This window comes from Dyadobacter sp. 676 (genome assembly GCF_040448675.1).
Taxonomy (GTDB): Bacteria; Bacteroidota; Bacteroidia; order Cytophagales; family Spirosomataceae; genus Dyadobacter.
Genome location: NZ_CP159289.1, coordinates 6,211,738 through 6,228,383 on the forward strand (window position 1 = coordinate 6,211,738; position 16,646 = coordinate 6,228,383).

Sequence of the window (16,646 nt, forward strand, 5' to 3'; positions counted from 1 at the left end):
TGGTCGGAAAGGAATGTGTCAATTAATGGATATCCAGTGCTTTTTTGAGTTCGGAAACTTGCCTGCGGATGGCGTCGGAGCTGTGGTTTTCCAGCTTTCGCAGATTTTTCGAAACCGCTTTTTCCGCTTCTTTTTTATTGGCCGATTTTTTAACACCTTTCGAAAGTCCGGTCAGTGCGGCTACCGTCCATTGCGGGTCGGAGAAGGCGGCGGAGGTGTTGAGCAGGTCCAAAAGCGAGGTGATATCGTTCCTGGCATTCCGCGCGCCGGCTATGTAGCCGAAATCCTCGACCAATTTCAGCTTTCCCGGCGTCGTTGCGTTGAAAAACGTGCGGCGGCTCGCCAGCAATTGCATCATCTCGGGAGATGAGCCGGTATCGGAACTTAACACTGCCAGCCGCCATGACGCGTCTTCCGATCGTTTTTCGGCAACGGCCGCCAGGGCGGCAAGGCTCTCTTTCGAATTAAATTGCCCTACGCTAAGCGCGGCCTGGCAGGCTACCTGAGTCGAGGCGTCGTTCGTCAGCCGTATGATTTCAGGCAGAAATTCCGGGTATTTTTCGGCCAGGATCACCGCATGTTCCCGCACACCCGCGTGAGCGTCGCTCAATGCTCTTTGGATGATCGTTGCATCCAGGCCGCCGATCGCTTCCAGCGTATAAATGGCATGAATCCTGGCCCGCGGATCTGCATGTCCGGTCATTCTGATCAGATCCGGCAGGACCGATTCCTCCTGCTTTTCAACCGATTTGAACCGCGGGGCGGCCCCCGGCGCATGTTTTTCAACCAAAATCCGTTGCGCATTCAGCCGCCACCATTGGTTGGGATGTTCCAGCAGGGCTACCAGTTCGGCGGAGGTTTTGGCACGGAGGTCGGGGAGGAGAACAGGACGTTTTGAGCTTTCTTTGGGGAAAATGCGCCATATGCGGCCGTATTGCTCACCGTTGGCAAAATCCATGTCCTTTTTGAGGTCCTCGGGGATAGAAACGGGCGTTTCGATATGTTGGCGGTACATGTCGACAATGTACAAATAGCCGTCGGGACCCGATGTCAGGTTGGCCGGGCGGAACCACGGATCGGTTGCGGCGAGAAATTCACGGTCCTTTTCGCCATTGTCCCTGCTGGCAGTGAATACGGGGGAATTGTTCGAAGAACTAATTATGTCACGGTGCACGAGGTTGCCGGCGACGTCACCGGTAAAAATATTACCCTGAAATGCCTGCGGAAAGCCGTTGCCGCCATAAAATGTTCCGCCCGAAGCGCCGGTGAAGTGGTCGCGGGCGTACTCGGTGAAACCGGTTTTTAGTGAATCGTATTTGGCTTGCCGGCGGTCGGAGCGCTGTTGGCGCCAGTAAGGCGTGGCCGATTTCTGGAACATTTCGAGTTCATGATCGGAGATATTGACATCGCTGCGGAAAGAGGGAAGGTAGTTATGACGGTGCAAATACCGCCAGGCAATAGGCGTTTGCTGAATATGCAGGGTGTTTTGGGTGTAAAAGCGATGGCCCCATTCATCCATCGCCAGTCCGAATTGCCCACTGCCCGATTCCGCCTCGAAAAGTTTTTTGTCCAATCTGAACCTGAAACTGCCGCCGGCGACATTCACCGGCGGTACGTCGGGCATCAGCGGCGATGTGATCATGCCTGCCTGGCCGTTGTTGTTGGCATAAATCCAGTTGTCGACGCCATACCGCATGCTGGTGATCTGCGCTTCCGAATTCCGGGCGAAAAAACCGGTAAAAACGACTTCACGCGTGTCGGCTTTGAAGTCGCCGTCGGTATCGTGGAGCAGAAGGATATCCGGGGCCGCGCATACGAGAAGGCCGTCCCGGTAAGGCAACACGCTGGTTGCGCTGGGCAGGCCGTCTGCGAAAACATACGATTTATCGATTTTTCCGTCCCCGTCCGTGTCTTTCAGCAGCCGGATACGGCCCTTGAAATGACCCGGCCGGGCGTCGTAGGGGTAGTCGCCCATTTCGACGACAAATGCATTCCCCGAAGCATCGAAAACCAGGTCTACCGGCGAGAGCACATCCGGTTCGGTTACGAAGGCTTCGATACCGAATTCTTCGCGAAGCTGGAATGTTTTGGCCGACTCGGCCGGCGGAAGGGCATCGGGATACCGCTTTTGCGCGATGCCGTCGGCGGCGAACAGCATCAGGCCGGATAATGCGATTGTTCTTGGTAACATCATTGAACGGTTTAGGATTGCACGTGTACGTACCCGAATCGAGGTCAAGATAACAAGCGATCGGGCAACAAGCAAGCCTATCAAATCCGCAAACAGGAAAAGAATGTTTTGCGGTCAGCGGATTCGCGAAAATTAAATATTTCGGTTTGTTAAAAAGGGTCGATGCAAATTTCGTGGAGAACATCGGCGTCTCGCCGGGGCGAGCGGAATATATGCGCCTTATAAATTTCGTCGGAGGTATCCGGCCCGCCACGCCTCATGTAATCGTATCATTCGTGGTTTTTCTTTACTTAATTAATGCTTTGGTAGTATTTCAAGGTAAAAAATCAGTATACCGGGACGGGGCGCCGCTTAGTAGGGAAGCCGTCGTAAACAAGAAGCCGTAACGTTCAAACACGATCTCCTTTGAAAGAAGCGAATTCCGATACGCTTTTATGGAACGCCTTTCAAGGTGGCGACAGGGACGCGTTTGCCTCTATTTATAAAAATTACATCGACGAGCTGCTAAGTTACGGTTACCGCGTTACTTCCGACCGTCAGCTCATCCGCGACAGTATTCAGGACTTGTTTTTGCACATCTGGCTGCGCCGCGAAAACCTTGCCACTACCGATTCCATCAAATTCTATCTGTTCCGGTCGTTGCGCAACCGCATTATCCGCAACAGCGAAAAGCATCACGAAACACCGCGCGGCGATATCGAAGCGCTTGCCGACCTGGCCGACGAATACGATGCATTCGAATCGGCGATCAGCTTGGCCGACGGACCTTCCGATAGTTACGAAAAGCTCGCCGACGCCGTAAACCGCCTGTCGTCCAGGCAGCGGGAGGCCATTCAACTGCGTTACCTGCACGGGTTTTCACCAGATCAGATCGCTGAAATGATGCAGATGAACAACCAATCGGTACGGAACCTTCTACACCGCGCTATTAGTCAGCTAAGGCTTTTCTTCGAAACAGCAGGCGGCCTGCTGGTCTTTTTGCCTGCTTTACAAAATTTCCAGGGCAGGTGAGTACAAATCCGCATTCGCCCGGTTTAGGGGTTTGAACGGGTTTTGAACATGACAGAAAAATATCGGCAGTACACATTAGCGGACTTTATTCAGGACGACGCGTTCATTCATTGGGCGAAGTCGCCCGACCCGGCAGGAGACGCCTTCTGGCGGGGCATTGCGGAATTGTACCCGCATCAGGAAGAGGTCATTATGCAGGCCAGGCAAACCGTATTGAACCTTGCGGCGCTTTCACGCCCTTCTTTTGACCCCGGCGAAGCCGGTTTGATATGGGAGGACATCAGCAGCCGGCTGGATGAAATACCCCGCGCGGTACCTGTTTACAGAGAGCGGTGGTTGCGCTATGCGGCTGCGGCTTTGGTGATATTGACGGGCTGCTGGGCGATGATGCACCTTACCCGCGAACCCGAAACTGCGTACGCGCAACGGATCGAAATCCTCGAAAACCCGCGTGAAGAAGTTAACGGATCGGACAGTGAGAGGATCGTACAGTTGCCTGATGGCAGTCGGGTAACGCTCACGAAGGGCAGCGGGATCAGTTTTGAGGGCAAAATGGATGGCGGAACACGCTCGGTTTACCTGTCGGGAGAGGCGTTTTTCGAGGTGAAGAAAAATCCCGCGAAGCCATTCTACGTATATGCCGGGGAACTGACGACCCGTGTGCTGGGTACCAGCTTCACCGTCAGGTCATTTGAGAAAGAAAATATTGCCTCGGTACAGGTGCGCACAGGCAGCGTATCCGTGGAGGCCGGGGTGTCGCTCAGAAGACAGTCGGTGGTGCTGTCGCCTAACCAGCAGGCTTCGTTTTTCAGGAGAGAAGAGCGGTTGAGCACGGGGCTCGTAAAGGAGCCGCAGCCGGTCGTCACCAACGCGGAACTGGCACGTTTTACATTCCACAATGCGCCCGTGAGCACTATTTTCGACTCGTTAGGGAAGGCTTACGGGGTTGCAATACAATATGATAGAGAAGCCGTCGGTGCATGCCGGCTGACTACGTCGGTCAGGGAAGAATCTTTGTTCGAAATACTCGATGTAATCTGCGAAGCGATCGAAGCGAAGTACTCCGTAACCGGCACGACCATCAGGATTTCCGACCCGAATTGCAATTGACCATCCTGTTGAAACCTAAACCACCGCCCTGTCTATGACCCAATAGCGCCATTACATGAAAAAGCCGGCAACGGTTGCAGCGTTACCGGCTCCGACTCCTTACCGAATGTGCTGTGAACATCCGATCCCATTCCGGATGCAAGGAGTGTTATTGTCTCTTTTCGAAAACAAGAACCGGTTTAAACGTAATGAAAAAAAAGCTGTTTACCCATCAAATACTCCAACGACTGATGCGCTTTTCCCTGATGCAGCTCTGTATTGCCGTGAGTATTGCGACCGTTTCGATAGCGGCCCCGGCCGGCGCGCAGGATTTGCTGAGCCGCCGCATTAGCCTCAGCATTCAGAACCAGGATGCCGTGCAGGTACTGGCGGAAATTGAAAAACAGGCCCATGTACGATTTACCTACCGCCCCGAGCTGATCACCGAAAGCCGGAAATATTCCTTTGAAGTGACCGGGGAAAAACTGGCGAAGGTCCTCGATGATGTCCTCGATCCGATGCGGCTCAAATACCGGGTTATAGGCCGGCAGATTGTACTCACACCGGTAAAAAACGGCAGCGGGCCGGCGACGGGAGCGATACGGGAGCTCCGGCCGGCATCCGCACGCGCCGTTACCGGTAAAGTCACGTCTGCCAAAGACGGCTCGCCTCTTCCAGGGGTGAATATCCTCGTAAAAGGCACGCAAACGGGTACTTCCACGGATGCGGCTGGTAATTTCTCCATCGATGTGGATGGTCAGGGAGCGGTACTGATCTTTTCGTACATCGGTTTTAACAGCCGGAGCATAGAGGTGGGTAACCAGTCGGTGATCGACGTGAGCTTGCAGGAAAGCGTGGAAACGCTGAAAGAAGCGGTGGTGACGGCGATGGGCATTACCCGCGACAGGCGTTCACTGGGCTATTCGGTGGGTAACGTACAGGCCGAAGCGTTGACGCAGACACCGCAGAATAACGTCCTGAACGCATTGTCCGGCAAAGTAGCCGGCGTTCAGATCTCCCAGATGGACGGAACAGCCGGCTCGACCGTAAACGTCATCATCCGCGGGGCGAATTCTTTGAACAATGACAACCAGCCCCTTTTCGTCATCGACGGAGTGCCGGTAGCCAACAAGCTCGACAATAGTTTCGCCGGCGCAGATATGGGCAATGCGATTTCCGACATCAACCCTAACGACATTGCCAACGTTTCAGTACTGAAAGGTCCCAGTGCCGCCGCGTTGTACGGGTCCCGTGCGGGTAACGGCGTAATCCTGATTACTACCAAATCAGGTCGCGGGGCAAAGAAGGGGCTGGGCGTTTCGGTGAATACGGCTATGGTGCTGGAAGTGCCGCTACGCTATGTGCCGGTGCAGAACAAGTTCGGTTCGGGGAAAAGCGGGGCGCACATCCTGGAAGAGCAGGAGAATGAAAGCTGGGGCCCGCGCCTGGATGTGGGCGAGCAATGGGTTCAATGGAACAGCAACGGCCAGAAAGCGCCATTGGTGTCGTACCCTAACCGTTTCAAGGATTTTTTCCGTACCGGTACGACCAACACCAACAATGTTTCCGTGAACGGAAATTACGACAAAGGCAATTTCCGGCTGTCGGTGGGTAATATGAAAAACAGGGGGATCGTACCCAATACCGACCTTTCCAGGCTGACAATAGCTTTAAATACCACCTACAACATCGCGGACAAGCTCCGTGCACAAGCCAATTTCAACGTTTCCGAGTCGGGTTCCGATAACCGTCCGCTCATCGACGCCAGCCGCAATTCGCCGGTGCGGAGCATTTACGAAATGGGCGCCCAGGTGAATATCCTCGATTTGCGGGATTACTGGATGCCGGGGCAGGAGGGCATTCAGCAGCGGGTTTACAAAAGCAAGCAAAACAATCCTTATTTCATCGCCTATGAAAACCCGACGGGATTCAAACGTAACCGCACCGTGAGCAAATTGCAGCTCGATTACGATATTACCAGTGAATTTTCGGTCATGGGCCGCTTCTCGCGTGACGCGTACGAGGAAAAATTGGAGGCAAAAAAAGCTTATAGCAACTACGAGGCCGTAAAGGGTGGTTATGAAGTTGAAATGAACGGCCGCAAGGAAACCAATCTCGACTTCATCGCTACCTGGAAAAAGAATTTCAGCGAAACATGGAGCCTGAATGTGCTCGCCGGCGCGAACAGGCTGGAACAACGTTCCGATTTTATCAATAACGCCACTACCGAGCTGGTTTCGCCGGGGCTGTACACCATCGCCAACGGTGCGCCCGGAACGATCACCTATAACAGCCAATGGACCAGAAAATTGCTCTACGGCGTTTACACTTCCGCTTCGATCGGTTTCAAAAATTACGTTTTCCTCGACCTGACGGCGCGCAACGACTGGTCGAGCACGCTGCCCAAGGATAACCGCTCGTATTTCTATCCGTCGGCGTCGCTAAGTATGATCCTTTCGGATATGTTCGCATTGCCCTCGTGGGTTTCGCTTGCCAAGTTCCGTGCCGGTTCGGCACAGGTGGGTAACGACGTCGCACCTTACAGCCTCCGCCAGACGTATGTCGCCGACACCGACTGGGGGCCGACGAAACGAATGTACCAGAACGATATTCTGAAAAACAATAACCTGAAACCCGAGATTTCAAGCGCTAACGAAATCGGCCTGGACTTGAAATTCCTTAAAAACAGGCTGGGCGTGGAGGGTACCTATTATGTACGGAACAACAAAAACCAGGTGCTGACAATCGGCATCCCCATCGAATCGGGTTCGAGCAGCAAACTGATCAATGCGGGGCTGGTACAAAGCAGGGGATTTGAACTGGGCATCAACGCGACGCCGGTGGAAGGGCGTAATTTCAGCTGGGACGTGAATGTATCGTTCACGCGCAACCGCACGCGCATCAAGAGCCTCGCCGAGGGCATTACCTACTTTTCGTTTAACTCTTACAGCGGTGCGGAGGTACGTACCTACGTGGGCGGGGACGTGGGCGACATTTACCAGCAACCCATGCTGAAAGTGACCGATCGGAATTCTCCGTATTACGGGTATCCCATTCTGACCAGCGGAGGTTTGTACCAGACCGACACCGACATTAACCACATCCGGAAGATCGGCAATTACAACCACGATTTTCTGATGGGCGTCCAGCAGACATTCCGTTACAGGAATTTCAGCCTGTTCGCAAACATCGATTGGCGCCAGGGTGGTTCGTTTTATTCCAACACGATGATGTTCCTAGGCAATAACGGCCAGCTGGAAGAATCGCTGTCGGGCGTGCCCTACGATAAAAATGTGCCCATCGACCAGCAGATCAAGGCCAACCCGGACGCATTCCTGGGCAAATGGGTGGGCGGCCGCAATGCCGAGTATGGGGGGTTTCGATGCCTGGACAGGCGCCAAAAAGGACACCCGCGTGCAGGATGCGAGCTTCAACGTAGGCGTGCGCACCACCAAAGATGCGGAGGGGAATACCACGTACATTGAAAACCTGGGCGGGGCCGGCACGGTCTGGCTCGACCCGTTCAATGCCTATCGCTACTCGACCCGGCCGTTTCCGAGCGAGAACATGTACAGCGCGACTTACGTGAAATTGCGCGAGATCGCCATCACTTACCATTTACCCAAACCCCTGACCGACAAGCTGAAATTGCAGAACGCATCCGTATCGATTGTCGGTAACAACCTTTATGAATGGACCGCGGCCGGCGTAGGGATCGATCCCGAGCGCGCATTCCGGCAGGACGGTTCGGCCTGGATGCAGGGAGTTGAGTATTACAATGTTATGCCATGGACGGGCTCCGTAGGTTTAAAGCTGAATGTGGATTTCTAAACGATCGTCATCATGAAAATTTCCAAAATCATATATAGTCTGGCAGCGGCGGCAGGTCTGCTGCTTACGAGTTGCGAGGACCTGAGCGAAGTAAACGAAAACCCGAACAGTCCCGAGGAGGTGTCGTCGAACTACATTATGAGCTACGTTCTCACGCATTCGGCGCGTGCCTACTATGCGCTGGGCGCGGAGGGTTCCGAGCTGTCGGGCGCGATGCAATACATTCAGATGGGCACCAACGAAGGTGCTACGAAGGTCAACCAGTACGGTTGGTCCGCTTCCGGCTGGTCGGAGTATTACAATATCCTGAAAAACAACGACCTGATGTACCAGGCCGCGGTCCGCGACAACAATCGTTTCTTCCAGGCGATAGCCCTGATCATGAAGTCGTTCGTATTTGGTTTGATGACGGACCTTTTCGGTGACATTCCGTACTCCGGAGCGCTGCGTGCCGCCAGCGAACAATATTACCCTGAATACGATAACCAGATCGACGTGTACAAAGGTATTCTCACCGACCTTAAAACCGCTTCCGCCTTGCTGGGCAGCCTCGGCGCCACCGATGTCGTGAGTGCGGGCGCTGACGTATTGTATGGCGGAAAGGCAGCAGGCTGGCAGAAATTCGCGAATGCATTGCGGATGCGTTATGCATTGCGGCTTTCGGGCCATAAATCAGAATTGTCGGCGGCGGGAATCGACATTGCCGCGGAGTTCAAAGATGCGGCCGGCGCCACTTTCACTGCCAACACGGACGATGCTTCTTTGGCGTTTATCGGTACTACCAAAGACAATTCTGCTGCGGGAGGCATTCTTAACGCGAGTAACCCGTTGTACTACATCAAGCCTTCCAAACCGTTCATGGACAAGCTCACAGCCCTCGGCGATCCACGCCGCGATCGCTGGTTTCAGCCGGTTTTGAACAAATGGGATGTGCAAACGGCCGTTGCTACCGACAAAACGGTGACCAATGTATTCGGCGAAACATTTACCGTCAAGTACGTGCCCGCTAAACCGGCGGCGAACGTAGATACTTCGTTGTACGTCGGCTTGCCCGTTGGCCTGGCGATCGTGGATGCAACTTCCTACAACAAAGGCGACGACGGCACGGCTTACAATCCCGAGCGCAGCCCGTACATTTCGTTCCTGCACAGTCGCTACCGCGCCAATAGCGAGGCTTATGTCAAAATGAACCTGATCACTTATGCCGAAGTGGAATTTATGCTGGCCGAAGCGGCACTCGACGGCGGTTGGGGCGTTTCGGGCACGCCGGAGGATCATTACAAAGCCGGTATCAAAGCGTCACTGGATAAATACAATGCCCAGGCCGCCAATGGGTTCAGTTTTGACAAATACTATGCCCGGAATGCTGTGAGCCTCGCATCGGCCCCCAATAAGCTCGAACGGATTTCGGAACAGAAATGGATCGCCGGCTGGCTGAGCGTCGAGCCGTGGTTCCATTGGCGCCGAACAGGCTTCCCGGCACTGAAAACCGGCCCGGCGGCACAATTCGGAGCGGCTATCCCGGTGCGTTTCGTGTATCCGGTCGCGAATGCGGACGCCAAATACCTGGTCAATTACAATGCGGCGGTGGATAAGCTGGAAGCGACCGGCTATGTGCCAACCGGCCAGAGCAAAGACCATCAATATTCGAAAATGTGGCTGCTGAAAGGTACTTCGGCACCCTGGTAACTGTGCGGCTCAGGCCGTTTTTTTTAAGTATGTATTTTAGAAACAGTATTTCAAAAATCGTTACGACGGGGACTTTCGCCTTATGGGCATTGGCCGTTTCCGCGCAGAATGCAGAGCTTTATGCGCCCACGGCAGTGCCCGACCGCATTGTCCTCAATGTAACAGTCGATCCTTCGACTTCGATGGCGGTCAACTGGCGGACTTCCGAAGCCGTAACAGAGAGCTTTGCCGAGATCGCGGTGGCAGAGGCCGACCCGCGGTTCGTTTTCAAAGCCAAAAGGTTTAAAGCGAAGACGGAAAAGCTCGTTTGGGAAAATACGCCCGTCGCACATTATCATTCGGTGGTCCTCGAAAACCTGCAACCCGGTACGAAATATGCGTACCGGGTGGGCGGGGAGCAGGGGTGGAGCGAATGGATCCATTTCTCGACGGCCGGTGCGAAGGACGAGAAACTGTCGTTTATTTATTATGGTGATGTACAGGTAAATATCTCGTCGCTATGGTCGCGCGTGGTGCGTGAGGCCTATGCGAAAGCGCCCGATGCGCGCCTGGCCATCTACGCGGGAGACCTGATCAACAAGGCCAACCGCGATGTCGAATGGGGTGACTGGTTCCATGGCGGCGGTTTCATCCACAGCATGGTGCCTGCGTTTCCTACACCTGGCAACCACGACCATTTCGATACGCCCGAAGGCGTGAATACGACGTCGGTATTCTGGCGACCGCAGTTTACCCTGCCCGAAAATGGCCCGAAAGGCCTGGAAGAAACCTGCTATTATGCAGATGTTCAGGGGGTGAGGTTCGTTTCGTTAAACTCGGACCAGGTGGATGTTTCCGAAAAATGGACGCAGGTACAGAAAGCGTGGCTGGAAAGAATTTTAATGGACAATCCTAACAAATGGACGGTGATCACATTTCACCATCCGATTTTCTCCCCCAAAACCACCCGCGACAATAAGCGGATGCGCGAAACTTTCAAGCCGCTGTTCGACCGGTACAAGGTCGACCTCGTGTTACAGGGGCATGATCACACCTATGCACGCGGAATGGCCAATATTCCCATGAAAGAAAACGGCGCGCAGTCGGGAACAATGTATGTGGTGTCGGTGAGCGGGCCGAAAATGACCGATTCCAACGTCGGTCCTGCGGCCTGGATGGACCGTTCGGCGATTTACACGCAGCTTTTTCATGTAGTAAATGTGGAAGGTGAGAGACTTTCATTTCAAACCTATACGGCCACCGGCGAGTTGTATGATGCATTCGATTTGATTAAACAAAAGGGAAAAATCAACCGAATCGCCGAACGCGTCCCTCCCAACATACCCGAACGCCACTAACAATCATATTCCCCCCCGATCCCCCCTGACAACCCCTGACAACCCCTGACAACCCCTGACAACCCCCGACCACATCTGACCAAACTCGACCCAATACCCATGAACCGCACAACCATCATCGCATCGCTCGGCCTGCTCGGAGCGGCAATGCTGCTGGCGTTCCGTCCGCCCGTTGCCGAAGAATTTCCTGCCGAACTCGTGAAATTCAAGCCCTATACCGGTAATCCGCTGTTCAAAGGCACCGGCGATCCAGCGACCTGGGACGAGAAGATCCGCGAGCGGGGCTACATTCTCCGCGAGGGAGGCAAATATTATATGTGGTATACCGGCTATACCAACGCTACCGGCGAAGACATGAAATACCTCGGCCTGGCAACCTCGGACGACGGCCTGAAATGGACCCGCTATGCGAAAAACCCGATCCATACTACGCTGTGGGTCGAAGATATGTGCGTATTGAAGGAGGGTAATACCTATTATATGTTCGCCGAAAGCAGGGACGACATCGCTCACCTGCTGACTTCGGGCGACCGAGTCAACTGGAAGGACCATGGTGCGATCGATATCCGCCTTCGAAACGGCTCACCCATCGCCAGGGGGGCCTTATGGAACGCCGACGGTCTGGAAAGAAAAGGAAACCTGGTACCTTTTTTATGAACGCAACGATGCCGCCATTTGGCTGGCGACGAGCAAAGACCTGAAAACCTGGACCAACGTCCAGGACGAGCCGGTGCTGAATGCGGGTCCCGAAAAGTATGATGCCTTCGCCGTCGCGTTCAACAAGGTTATCCGGCACAAGGGCCTTTATTACGCCTATTACCATGCCTCGGCGTTCAGGGACTGGCGCGAATGGACCATGAATGTCGCGGTTTCGAGCGACCTGGTCCATTGGAAAAAATACGAAGGCAATCCGATTATCGGCAACGATTCGTCGAGCGGCTTTCCCGTTTTCGATGGCAAACAGTACCGGTTTTACACCATGCACCCCGAAGTCCGGGTTTATTTTCCCGAAAAATAGAATGCCTCTTCTCTGATTTTTAAAGCATTGCGGCGCCCGGTCGCAATGCTTTTTTTGTTTGAAACGAAAAAAAACTGCCGTTGTCGCCACGGCCGCAGCAACCGGCGGTGTCTCTCTTTACGGAACCGCAAAACCCGGCTCCCCGCATATTAACCCGACACCATCCATGAAAAGGTTTTTGTCTCCTTGTTGTCTCCTGCTGCTTGCCGTATGGCAATTTGGTTGTTCAAAGGATGATGTTCCCAAACAGGACCCGAAGCCGGTAACACTGAATAAGGACTCCGTCATATTCGCTACCTATTATCCGCAATACCTGGCTGAAGCCTATCGCTTCAAGGGCCGGGACTCGGTAAATCTCCTGACGGAAAACCCGCTTTTCGACCGGTACCGCAATGCCGCCAGCCTGCAATTCTATTCTGATAACGGCTATATTAACTTCTGGTCGCTGAGCCCGTTTGCCAACAGAGAGTTTCCCGGTAACGCCCTGACTTTCATGATGCAAATCCGGACTAACCAGCCAACCGGGCTGAGAATGGCCTGGGACGACGAGAAAGGGACGTTAATGGTTTACAGCACGACGACCAGCGATTACCTGCCCATGGTCATACCGGGAAAAAAAGCTTACCTGGAAACCTCCACGTTCAGACATTACCGTACCTGGAAGGAGGCCCAGGCCGCCGCCGTGAAGCCGCGAATGGTGTTCATTTACGACGACGAAGATCCCAAACTGGGCAAGGTCACTTACAAAATCACATTGAAGCCGCTTTACGAATATTACCGCGAAGAAAATCAGCAGACTCACGCAAAATTTGTCGTATTTTAAATAAAATCCGGTGATGAAAAGATTAATCCCTATAGTGGTGCTTCTGGGCCTCGCATCGATGCAAATCGGGTGCAGGAAGGACAAGGACGAGCAGCCCGATCCTAAACCGGAGCCTGTACGACTCGACCCGGACACTGTTTCCGCCTTGCTGACGAGGACCTCTTTTTACGTCACGGACGCCTGGCGGTTTGCAGGTACGGATTCCGTGGATATGTTCAAGGAAGATACATTGCTCCGGCTTTACGCCAACGCCGCTTTTCTGAATTTCCGCATCAGCAAAGGCAACGGCGAAATCATGTTTCACGGCGGAAGCCAGATCCCGAACACGGAAATCCCCGGCAATGCATTGACATTCAGCTTGAATATCCGCATTTTTCTGCCGACCCAGATGAGTTTGAAATGGAATGACGAAATGGGCACGGTGGGCGTCGAAACGAGCGGCACGACGAGCTACTTTCCGATGATCGTCCCCGGCAAAAAGGGCTACCTCGATCCTGCGGGCTTCAATATCAAAATGTCGATGGAACAGGCCAGGAATGCGGCCGTCAAGCCGAGTATGCGGTTCATATACGAGGACGACGACCCGAAACTGGGTAAGGTGACCTATAAAATTACAATGAAGCCGATGTACCAGTACTATCGCGACCCCGACCAGCAGACGAGCGCAAAGTATGTGGTGTTTCCTTAAACTTCTATAATTGTGTGGTTTTTTGAAGTCAAAACGATGAAATTCCTCGCTCTGATAGTCGCCCTCGCGGCAGTGCTTTCGGGTTGCAACGATCTGAACGACCTGCGTCCCCCGGATCCGGGAACGGAGATACCCGAGGCGGCCGTGAAAGTGGTGAAAGCCAAGTTCCCCAGAGCCGAGGAGCTGGTTTTCAAACCGATTCTGAACGATAAAATATGGGAAGTAAAACTGAAATCGGATACAGACCGCTATACTTCGCTCGTGGATTATGGCAAGATGTGGGAGACATTCAAAGTAATGCCCGACGGCGTCCCCGCCACTTTAATCGAACCGTTGCAGAAAACGGCGTTCGGCGGCGGAACGTTATCGGCTTATTCCACAGCCTATTTTGCCGCGTCGGCCAATAACAGGCTGATTTACAATTACAGAGGAGAAAACTATTCTTTTGCATGGGCCGGGGTTTATCCCGAAACCAATAGCTCCGCGAGCTTTGGCTCCGTCCTGTACAGAATCGCGACCTACGAGATCGACGACCTGCCGGCTTTTGTAAAGGACACTATTAGTGGCATTCCTGAGATGACGTTTACGATGGGATATACCCTGGTACGGCTCGACGATTCTAAGAACTATTACATATTCACCCGTCAGCGGATCGACGACCGGCATGAAACGGTTTCGATGCTGTTCGACGACAAAGGCAAGCTCCGGTGGAGCAGTACTTTCTTTTCAAGCTCCGGCGGAATCAACAACGGCTCCAATCTCGAAGCCGTGCCGGCCGGGATCAGACAGTACCTCGACAGCCTCCCCGAACTTGCAGGCTATGAATTTGAGCGCAAGCTGGTCAATAATGTGAATGGCCTGACGAGCTACTACATCTCGGTGAAGGTCGGCGGCGTCTCGAAATGCGAACTCTATTTCGACAAGGATTTCAATGTACTAAGCAAAAGTTATGCTGTACTATTATATAAATAAATAGTAATTAATTAAGTTTAAGTAACTTCCTGAACCAACGTTCTCCTGATGAAATTCTTTCGGTCCAACAAATACGATAGCCTCGCCAGCCTCGTGAAAGCCTGCCAGAAACAGGACCCGAGGGCGCAGACCGTATTTTACGAGCGATACAAAGCCAGGATGACGGGTATTTGCCGGCGCTACGCCAGAACCGTGGCCGAAGCCGACGATATTTTTCAGGACGCATTCGTGAAAATATTCAACAGCATAGGTAACCTGCAAGACCCCGATGCCGCAGACAGCTGGGTAAAAACGACGGTGATCCGGACGGCCATTAATTACTATAACCGGACCACCCGACACGAGGAAATGCACAGCTCGCTCGACGGTGTAGAATGGCAGGTGGAATCGGACGATTACGTGCGGATCATCGACCAGATGAACGTCCGCGACCTGGTCGATCTCGTCAACGAGCTGCCCGACCGGTACCGTACGGTGATCAATATGCATCTGATTGACGGCTATACACACACCGAAATTGGTGAAATGCTGTCCATGTCCGACGCCACGGCCCGGTCGCAGTTCATGAGAGGACGTAACCTGCTAATGAAAAAACTCGAAAAAAAAGGAATAGTGCATCATGAAAACTTCTGAGGACAAATTAAACGAAGCGCTGCGCAACGTCCTCAAACGTAAGTTTGATGACTATGAGGAGCAGCCCAACCCCAATGCCTTCGAACGCATCCGGGCGCGTGTGAAGCCCGCGCGTACGGGAAAATACTGGTGGTTCACCGGCGCGCTGGTGCTCGTTTCGATCTCGGGCATTTTGCTGAGCCGCTACGCAAATGAAACCGCCACCCCTGTAAAAATGCAGACCCGTTCCGCAGCGGCGGAAACCTCCGCCGGGCATTCTTCGGGTGGCACCGGGAAGGCTATGAGCCCGAAGGTACCCGTGAGGATGTCGGAGCGGCCGGCCGTGAAAAACATCGCTATAACGCCTGCCGCACGTCCGGTGAGGGTGGTTGAAAGTGTTTTTGTGAATGACTTTGGGGGCAAACCGGCGACGGGGCGGCATAAGACGTATTCCGGCAACGATCCGGGCGCCACTGTAAGCGGGTACGCACGACAAGCTGCGGGTACAAGCCCTCAAACGAGGAGATCTGACGGTCCGGACGCTGTTTTCAATAAGATACCGGCCGGATTGGCCGAGCCTGTGCCAGTGGATTCGGCCGCGAATGTGGCACCGCTGGAAGAACTGGCATCAGTGCCTTTAAAGGAAGCGTCGGTACCGTTGCATTTGCGCGGCGTGGTTGTGCCCGCGTACAAGCCCGCGAAAGTGATCGTCACGAACCCTGCCCGGATCGCGTGGCTTTTCAATGCGTCGGCATTACATTCCTATCAGATTTTGACCGTACCGTCGTCGGCCGCAAAAGATTTTCAGAATTTCAGTTTCCCGTCCTTGTTCACGGCCAACGCGGTGGGTATCAAGCTGAGCGGCGGGGTAGAGCGGAACGGAATACAGGTGCAGCTGCATTACAGCGGTTTCAGGCAAACATATTCCTACGAAATCGCCAATAATAACTACCTCGTGCAACCCGACGACAAAGGACAGTACCACACCGTGCGCCAGGGCGACAGGATGGAGGAAAACAGGAGATTTTCCATGCTGGGCATCGGCGTCGCCAGGCAGCTGCGCTGGGGGCACTCGCCGGTCAGCCGGTTTTATGCCGCGTTCGGAGCGGAATATTCGCATGATCTCAACAGCGGTCAAAGCCTGGGCTGGGTTAATCTGGGGCTCGGGAAACAGTTCGCCGTCAGCCGCAACGCGGCATTCAGTATTGGGCCTTATGCCGAGTTCAGTCCGGTGAAGGTAAAAGGAACTGCAAACCCGTTCTACTATCAGCCGTACCGCGTGGGGATCTCGGCCGGGCTTCGTTTTACGAGGCCCTGATCCTACACGGGTTGTGTCCCGGTGGCAACGCTGCCGGGACTTTTTTCTGCCGTTTTTTTTCTTCGCC

General features: G+C 53.7%; 14 protein-coding genes. 13 read left to right on the top strand and 1 reads right to left on the bottom strand.

Features of this window, described 5'->3' with window-relative positions:
* Nucleotides 1-22: 22 nt before the first annotated feature.
* Complete coding sequence (locus ABV298_RS27215; RefSeq protein ID WP_353719287.1) at nucleotides 23-2,191, bottom strand: PVC-type heme-binding CxxCH protein; 2,169 nt, start codon at nucleotides 2,189-2,191, stop codon at nucleotides 23-25.
* A 405-nt stretch (nucleotides 2,192-2,596) separates the two neighbouring features.
* On the opposite strand from ABV298_RS27215, the gene ABV298_RS27220 reads away from it, so the two are divergent.
* The 13 genes from ABV298_RS27220 to ABV298_RS27280 all read left to right on the top strand — a co-directional run bounded on the left by ABV298_RS27220 (nucleotide 2,597) and on the right by ABV298_RS27280 (nucleotide 16,579).
* Nucleotides 2,597-3,202 (top strand): sigma-70 family RNA polymerase sigma factor, encoded by a 606-nt coding sequence (locus ABV298_RS27220; RefSeq protein ID WP_353719288.1) that lies wholly within the window; start codon nucleotides 2,597-2,599, stop codon nucleotides 3,200-3,202.
* 48 nt (nucleotides 3,203-3,250) lie between these two features.
* On the top strand, nucleotides 3,251-4,312 hold the full coding sequence (locus tag ABV298_RS27225; RefSeq protein WP_353719289.1) for a FecR domain-containing protein: 1,062 nt from the start codon (nucleotides 3,251-3,253) through the stop codon (nucleotides 4,310-4,312).
* A gap of 188 nt (nucleotides 4,313-4,500) precedes the next feature.
* A complete protein-coding gene (locus tag ABV298_RS27230; RefSeq protein WP_353719290.1) occupies nucleotides 4,501-7,776 on the top strand; it encodes a SusC/RagA family TonB-linked outer membrane protein in 3,276 nt (1,091 codons plus the stop codon).
* Complete coding sequence (locus ABV298_RS27235) at nucleotides 7,706-8,122, top strand: hypothetical protein (protein WP_353719291.1); 417 nt, start codon at nucleotides 7,706-7,708, stop codon at nucleotides 8,120-8,122. Before ABV298_RS27230 ends, ABV298_RS27235 begins: the two co-directional genes overlap by 71 nt.
* Nucleotides 8,123-8,134: 12 nt before the next feature.
* Complete coding sequence (locus tag ABV298_RS27240) at nucleotides 8,135-9,811, top strand: SusD/RagB family nutrient-binding outer membrane lipoprotein (protein ID WP_353719292.1); 1,677 nt, start codon at nucleotides 8,135-8,137, stop codon at nucleotides 9,809-9,811.
* A 29-nt stretch (nucleotides 9,812-9,840) separates the two neighbouring features.
* Nucleotides 9,841-11,148 (top strand): metallophosphoesterase family protein, encoded by a 1,308-nt coding sequence (locus ABV298_RS27245; RefSeq protein ID WP_353719293.1) that lies wholly within the window; start codon nucleotides 9,841-9,843, stop codon nucleotides 11,146-11,148.
* Nucleotides 11,149-11,247: 99 nt separating this feature from the next.
* Nucleotides 11,248-11,805, top strand: a complete 558-nt coding sequence (locus ABV298_RS27250; protein ID WP_353719294.1) for a hypothetical protein — start codon at nucleotides 11,248-11,250, stop codon at nucleotides 11,803-11,805.
* Nucleotides 11,699-12,166 carry a hypothetical protein gene (locus tag ABV298_RS27255; RefSeq protein WP_353719295.1) on the top strand — a complete coding sequence of 156 codons (468 nt, stop codon included), beginning with the start codon at nucleotides 11,699-11,701 and terminating at the stop codon, nucleotides 12,164-12,166. The genes ABV298_RS27250 and ABV298_RS27255 overlap by 107 nt, the downstream gene beginning before the upstream one ends.
* A gap of 166 nt (nucleotides 12,167-12,332) precedes the next feature.
* Nucleotides 12,333-12,989, top strand: coding sequence for a hypothetical protein (locus tag ABV298_RS27260; RefSeq protein WP_353719296.1), 657 nt, complete (start codon nucleotides 12,333-12,335; stop codon nucleotides 12,987-12,989).
* Between the two features lie 13 nt (nucleotides 12,990-13,002).
* Nucleotides 13,003-13,677 carry a hypothetical protein gene (locus tag ABV298_RS27265; protein WP_353719297.1) on the top strand — a complete coding sequence of 225 codons (675 nt, stop codon included), beginning with the start codon at nucleotides 13,003-13,005 and terminating at the stop codon, nucleotides 13,675-13,677.
* 36 nt (nucleotides 13,678-13,713) lie between these two features.
* Nucleotides 13,714-14,649, top strand: coding sequence for a hypothetical protein (locus ABV298_RS27270; RefSeq protein WP_353719298.1), 936 nt, complete (start codon nucleotides 13,714-13,716; stop codon nucleotides 14,647-14,649).
* Nucleotides 14,650-14,697: 48 nt separating this feature from the next.
* The gene (locus tag ABV298_RS27275) at nucleotides 14,698-15,282 is read left to right on the top strand and encodes an RNA polymerase sigma factor (protein WP_353719299.1); all 585 of its coding nucleotides are present in this window, start codon (nucleotides 14,698-14,700) and stop codon (nucleotides 15,280-15,282) included.
* A complete protein-coding gene (locus ABV298_RS27280) occupies nucleotides 15,269-16,579 on the top strand; it encodes a hypothetical protein (RefSeq protein WP_353719300.1) in 1,311 nt (436 codons plus the stop codon). Before ABV298_RS27275 ends, ABV298_RS27280 begins: the two co-directional genes overlap by 14 nt.
* Nucleotides 16,580-16,646: the final 67 nt, after the last annotated feature.

Excerpts from the sequence above, each read along its gene's own strand:
- ABV298_RS27265 (WP_353719297.1), top strand. The coding sequence starts at position 13,003 with ATGAAAAGATTAATCCCTATAGTGGTGCTTCTGGGCCTCGCATCGATG.
- ABV298_RS27280 (WP_353719300.1), top strand. The coding sequence starts at position 15,269 with ATGAAAACTTCTGAGGACAAATTAAACGAAGCGCTGCGCAACGTCCTC.
- ABV298_RS27225 (WP_353719289.1), top strand. The coding sequence starts at position 3,251 with ATGACAGAAAAATATCGGCAGTACACATTAGCGGACTTTATTCAGGAC.
- ABV298_RS27250 (WP_353719294.1), top strand. The coding sequence starts at position 11,248 with ATGAACCGCACAACCATCATCGCATCGCTCGGCCTGCTCGGAGCGGCA.
- ABV298_RS27270 (WP_353719298.1), top strand. The coding sequence starts at position 13,714 with ATGAAATTCCTCGCTCTGATAGTCGCCCTCGCGGCAGTGCTTTCGGGT.
- ABV298_RS27255 (WP_353719295.1), top strand. The coding sequence starts at position 11,699 with ATGGTGCGATCGATATCCGCCTTCGAAACGGCTCACCCATCGCCAGGG.
- ABV298_RS27240 (WP_353719292.1), top strand. The coding sequence starts at position 8,135 with ATGAAAATTTCCAAAATCATATATAGTCTGGCAGCGGCGGCAGGTCTG.
- ABV298_RS27245 (WP_353719293.1), top strand. The coding sequence starts at position 9,841 with ATGTATTTTAGAAACAGTATTTCAAAAATCGTTACGACGGGGACTTTC.
- ABV298_RS27275 (WP_353719299.1), top strand. The coding sequence starts at position 14,698 with ATGAAATTCTTTCGGTCCAACAAATACGATAGCCTCGCCAGCCTCGTG.
- ABV298_RS27260 (WP_353719296.1), top strand. The coding sequence starts at position 12,333 with ATGAAAAGGTTTTTGTCTCCTTGTTGTCTCCTGCTGCTTGCCGTATGG.
- ABV298_RS27230 (WP_353719290.1), top strand. The coding sequence starts at position 4,501 with ATGAAAAAAAAGCTGTTTACCCATCAAATACTCCAACGACTGATGCGC.
- ABV298_RS27215 (WP_353719287.1), bottom strand. The coding sequence starts at position 2,191 with ATGTTACCAAGAACAATCGCATTATCCGGCCTGATGCTGTTCGCCGCC.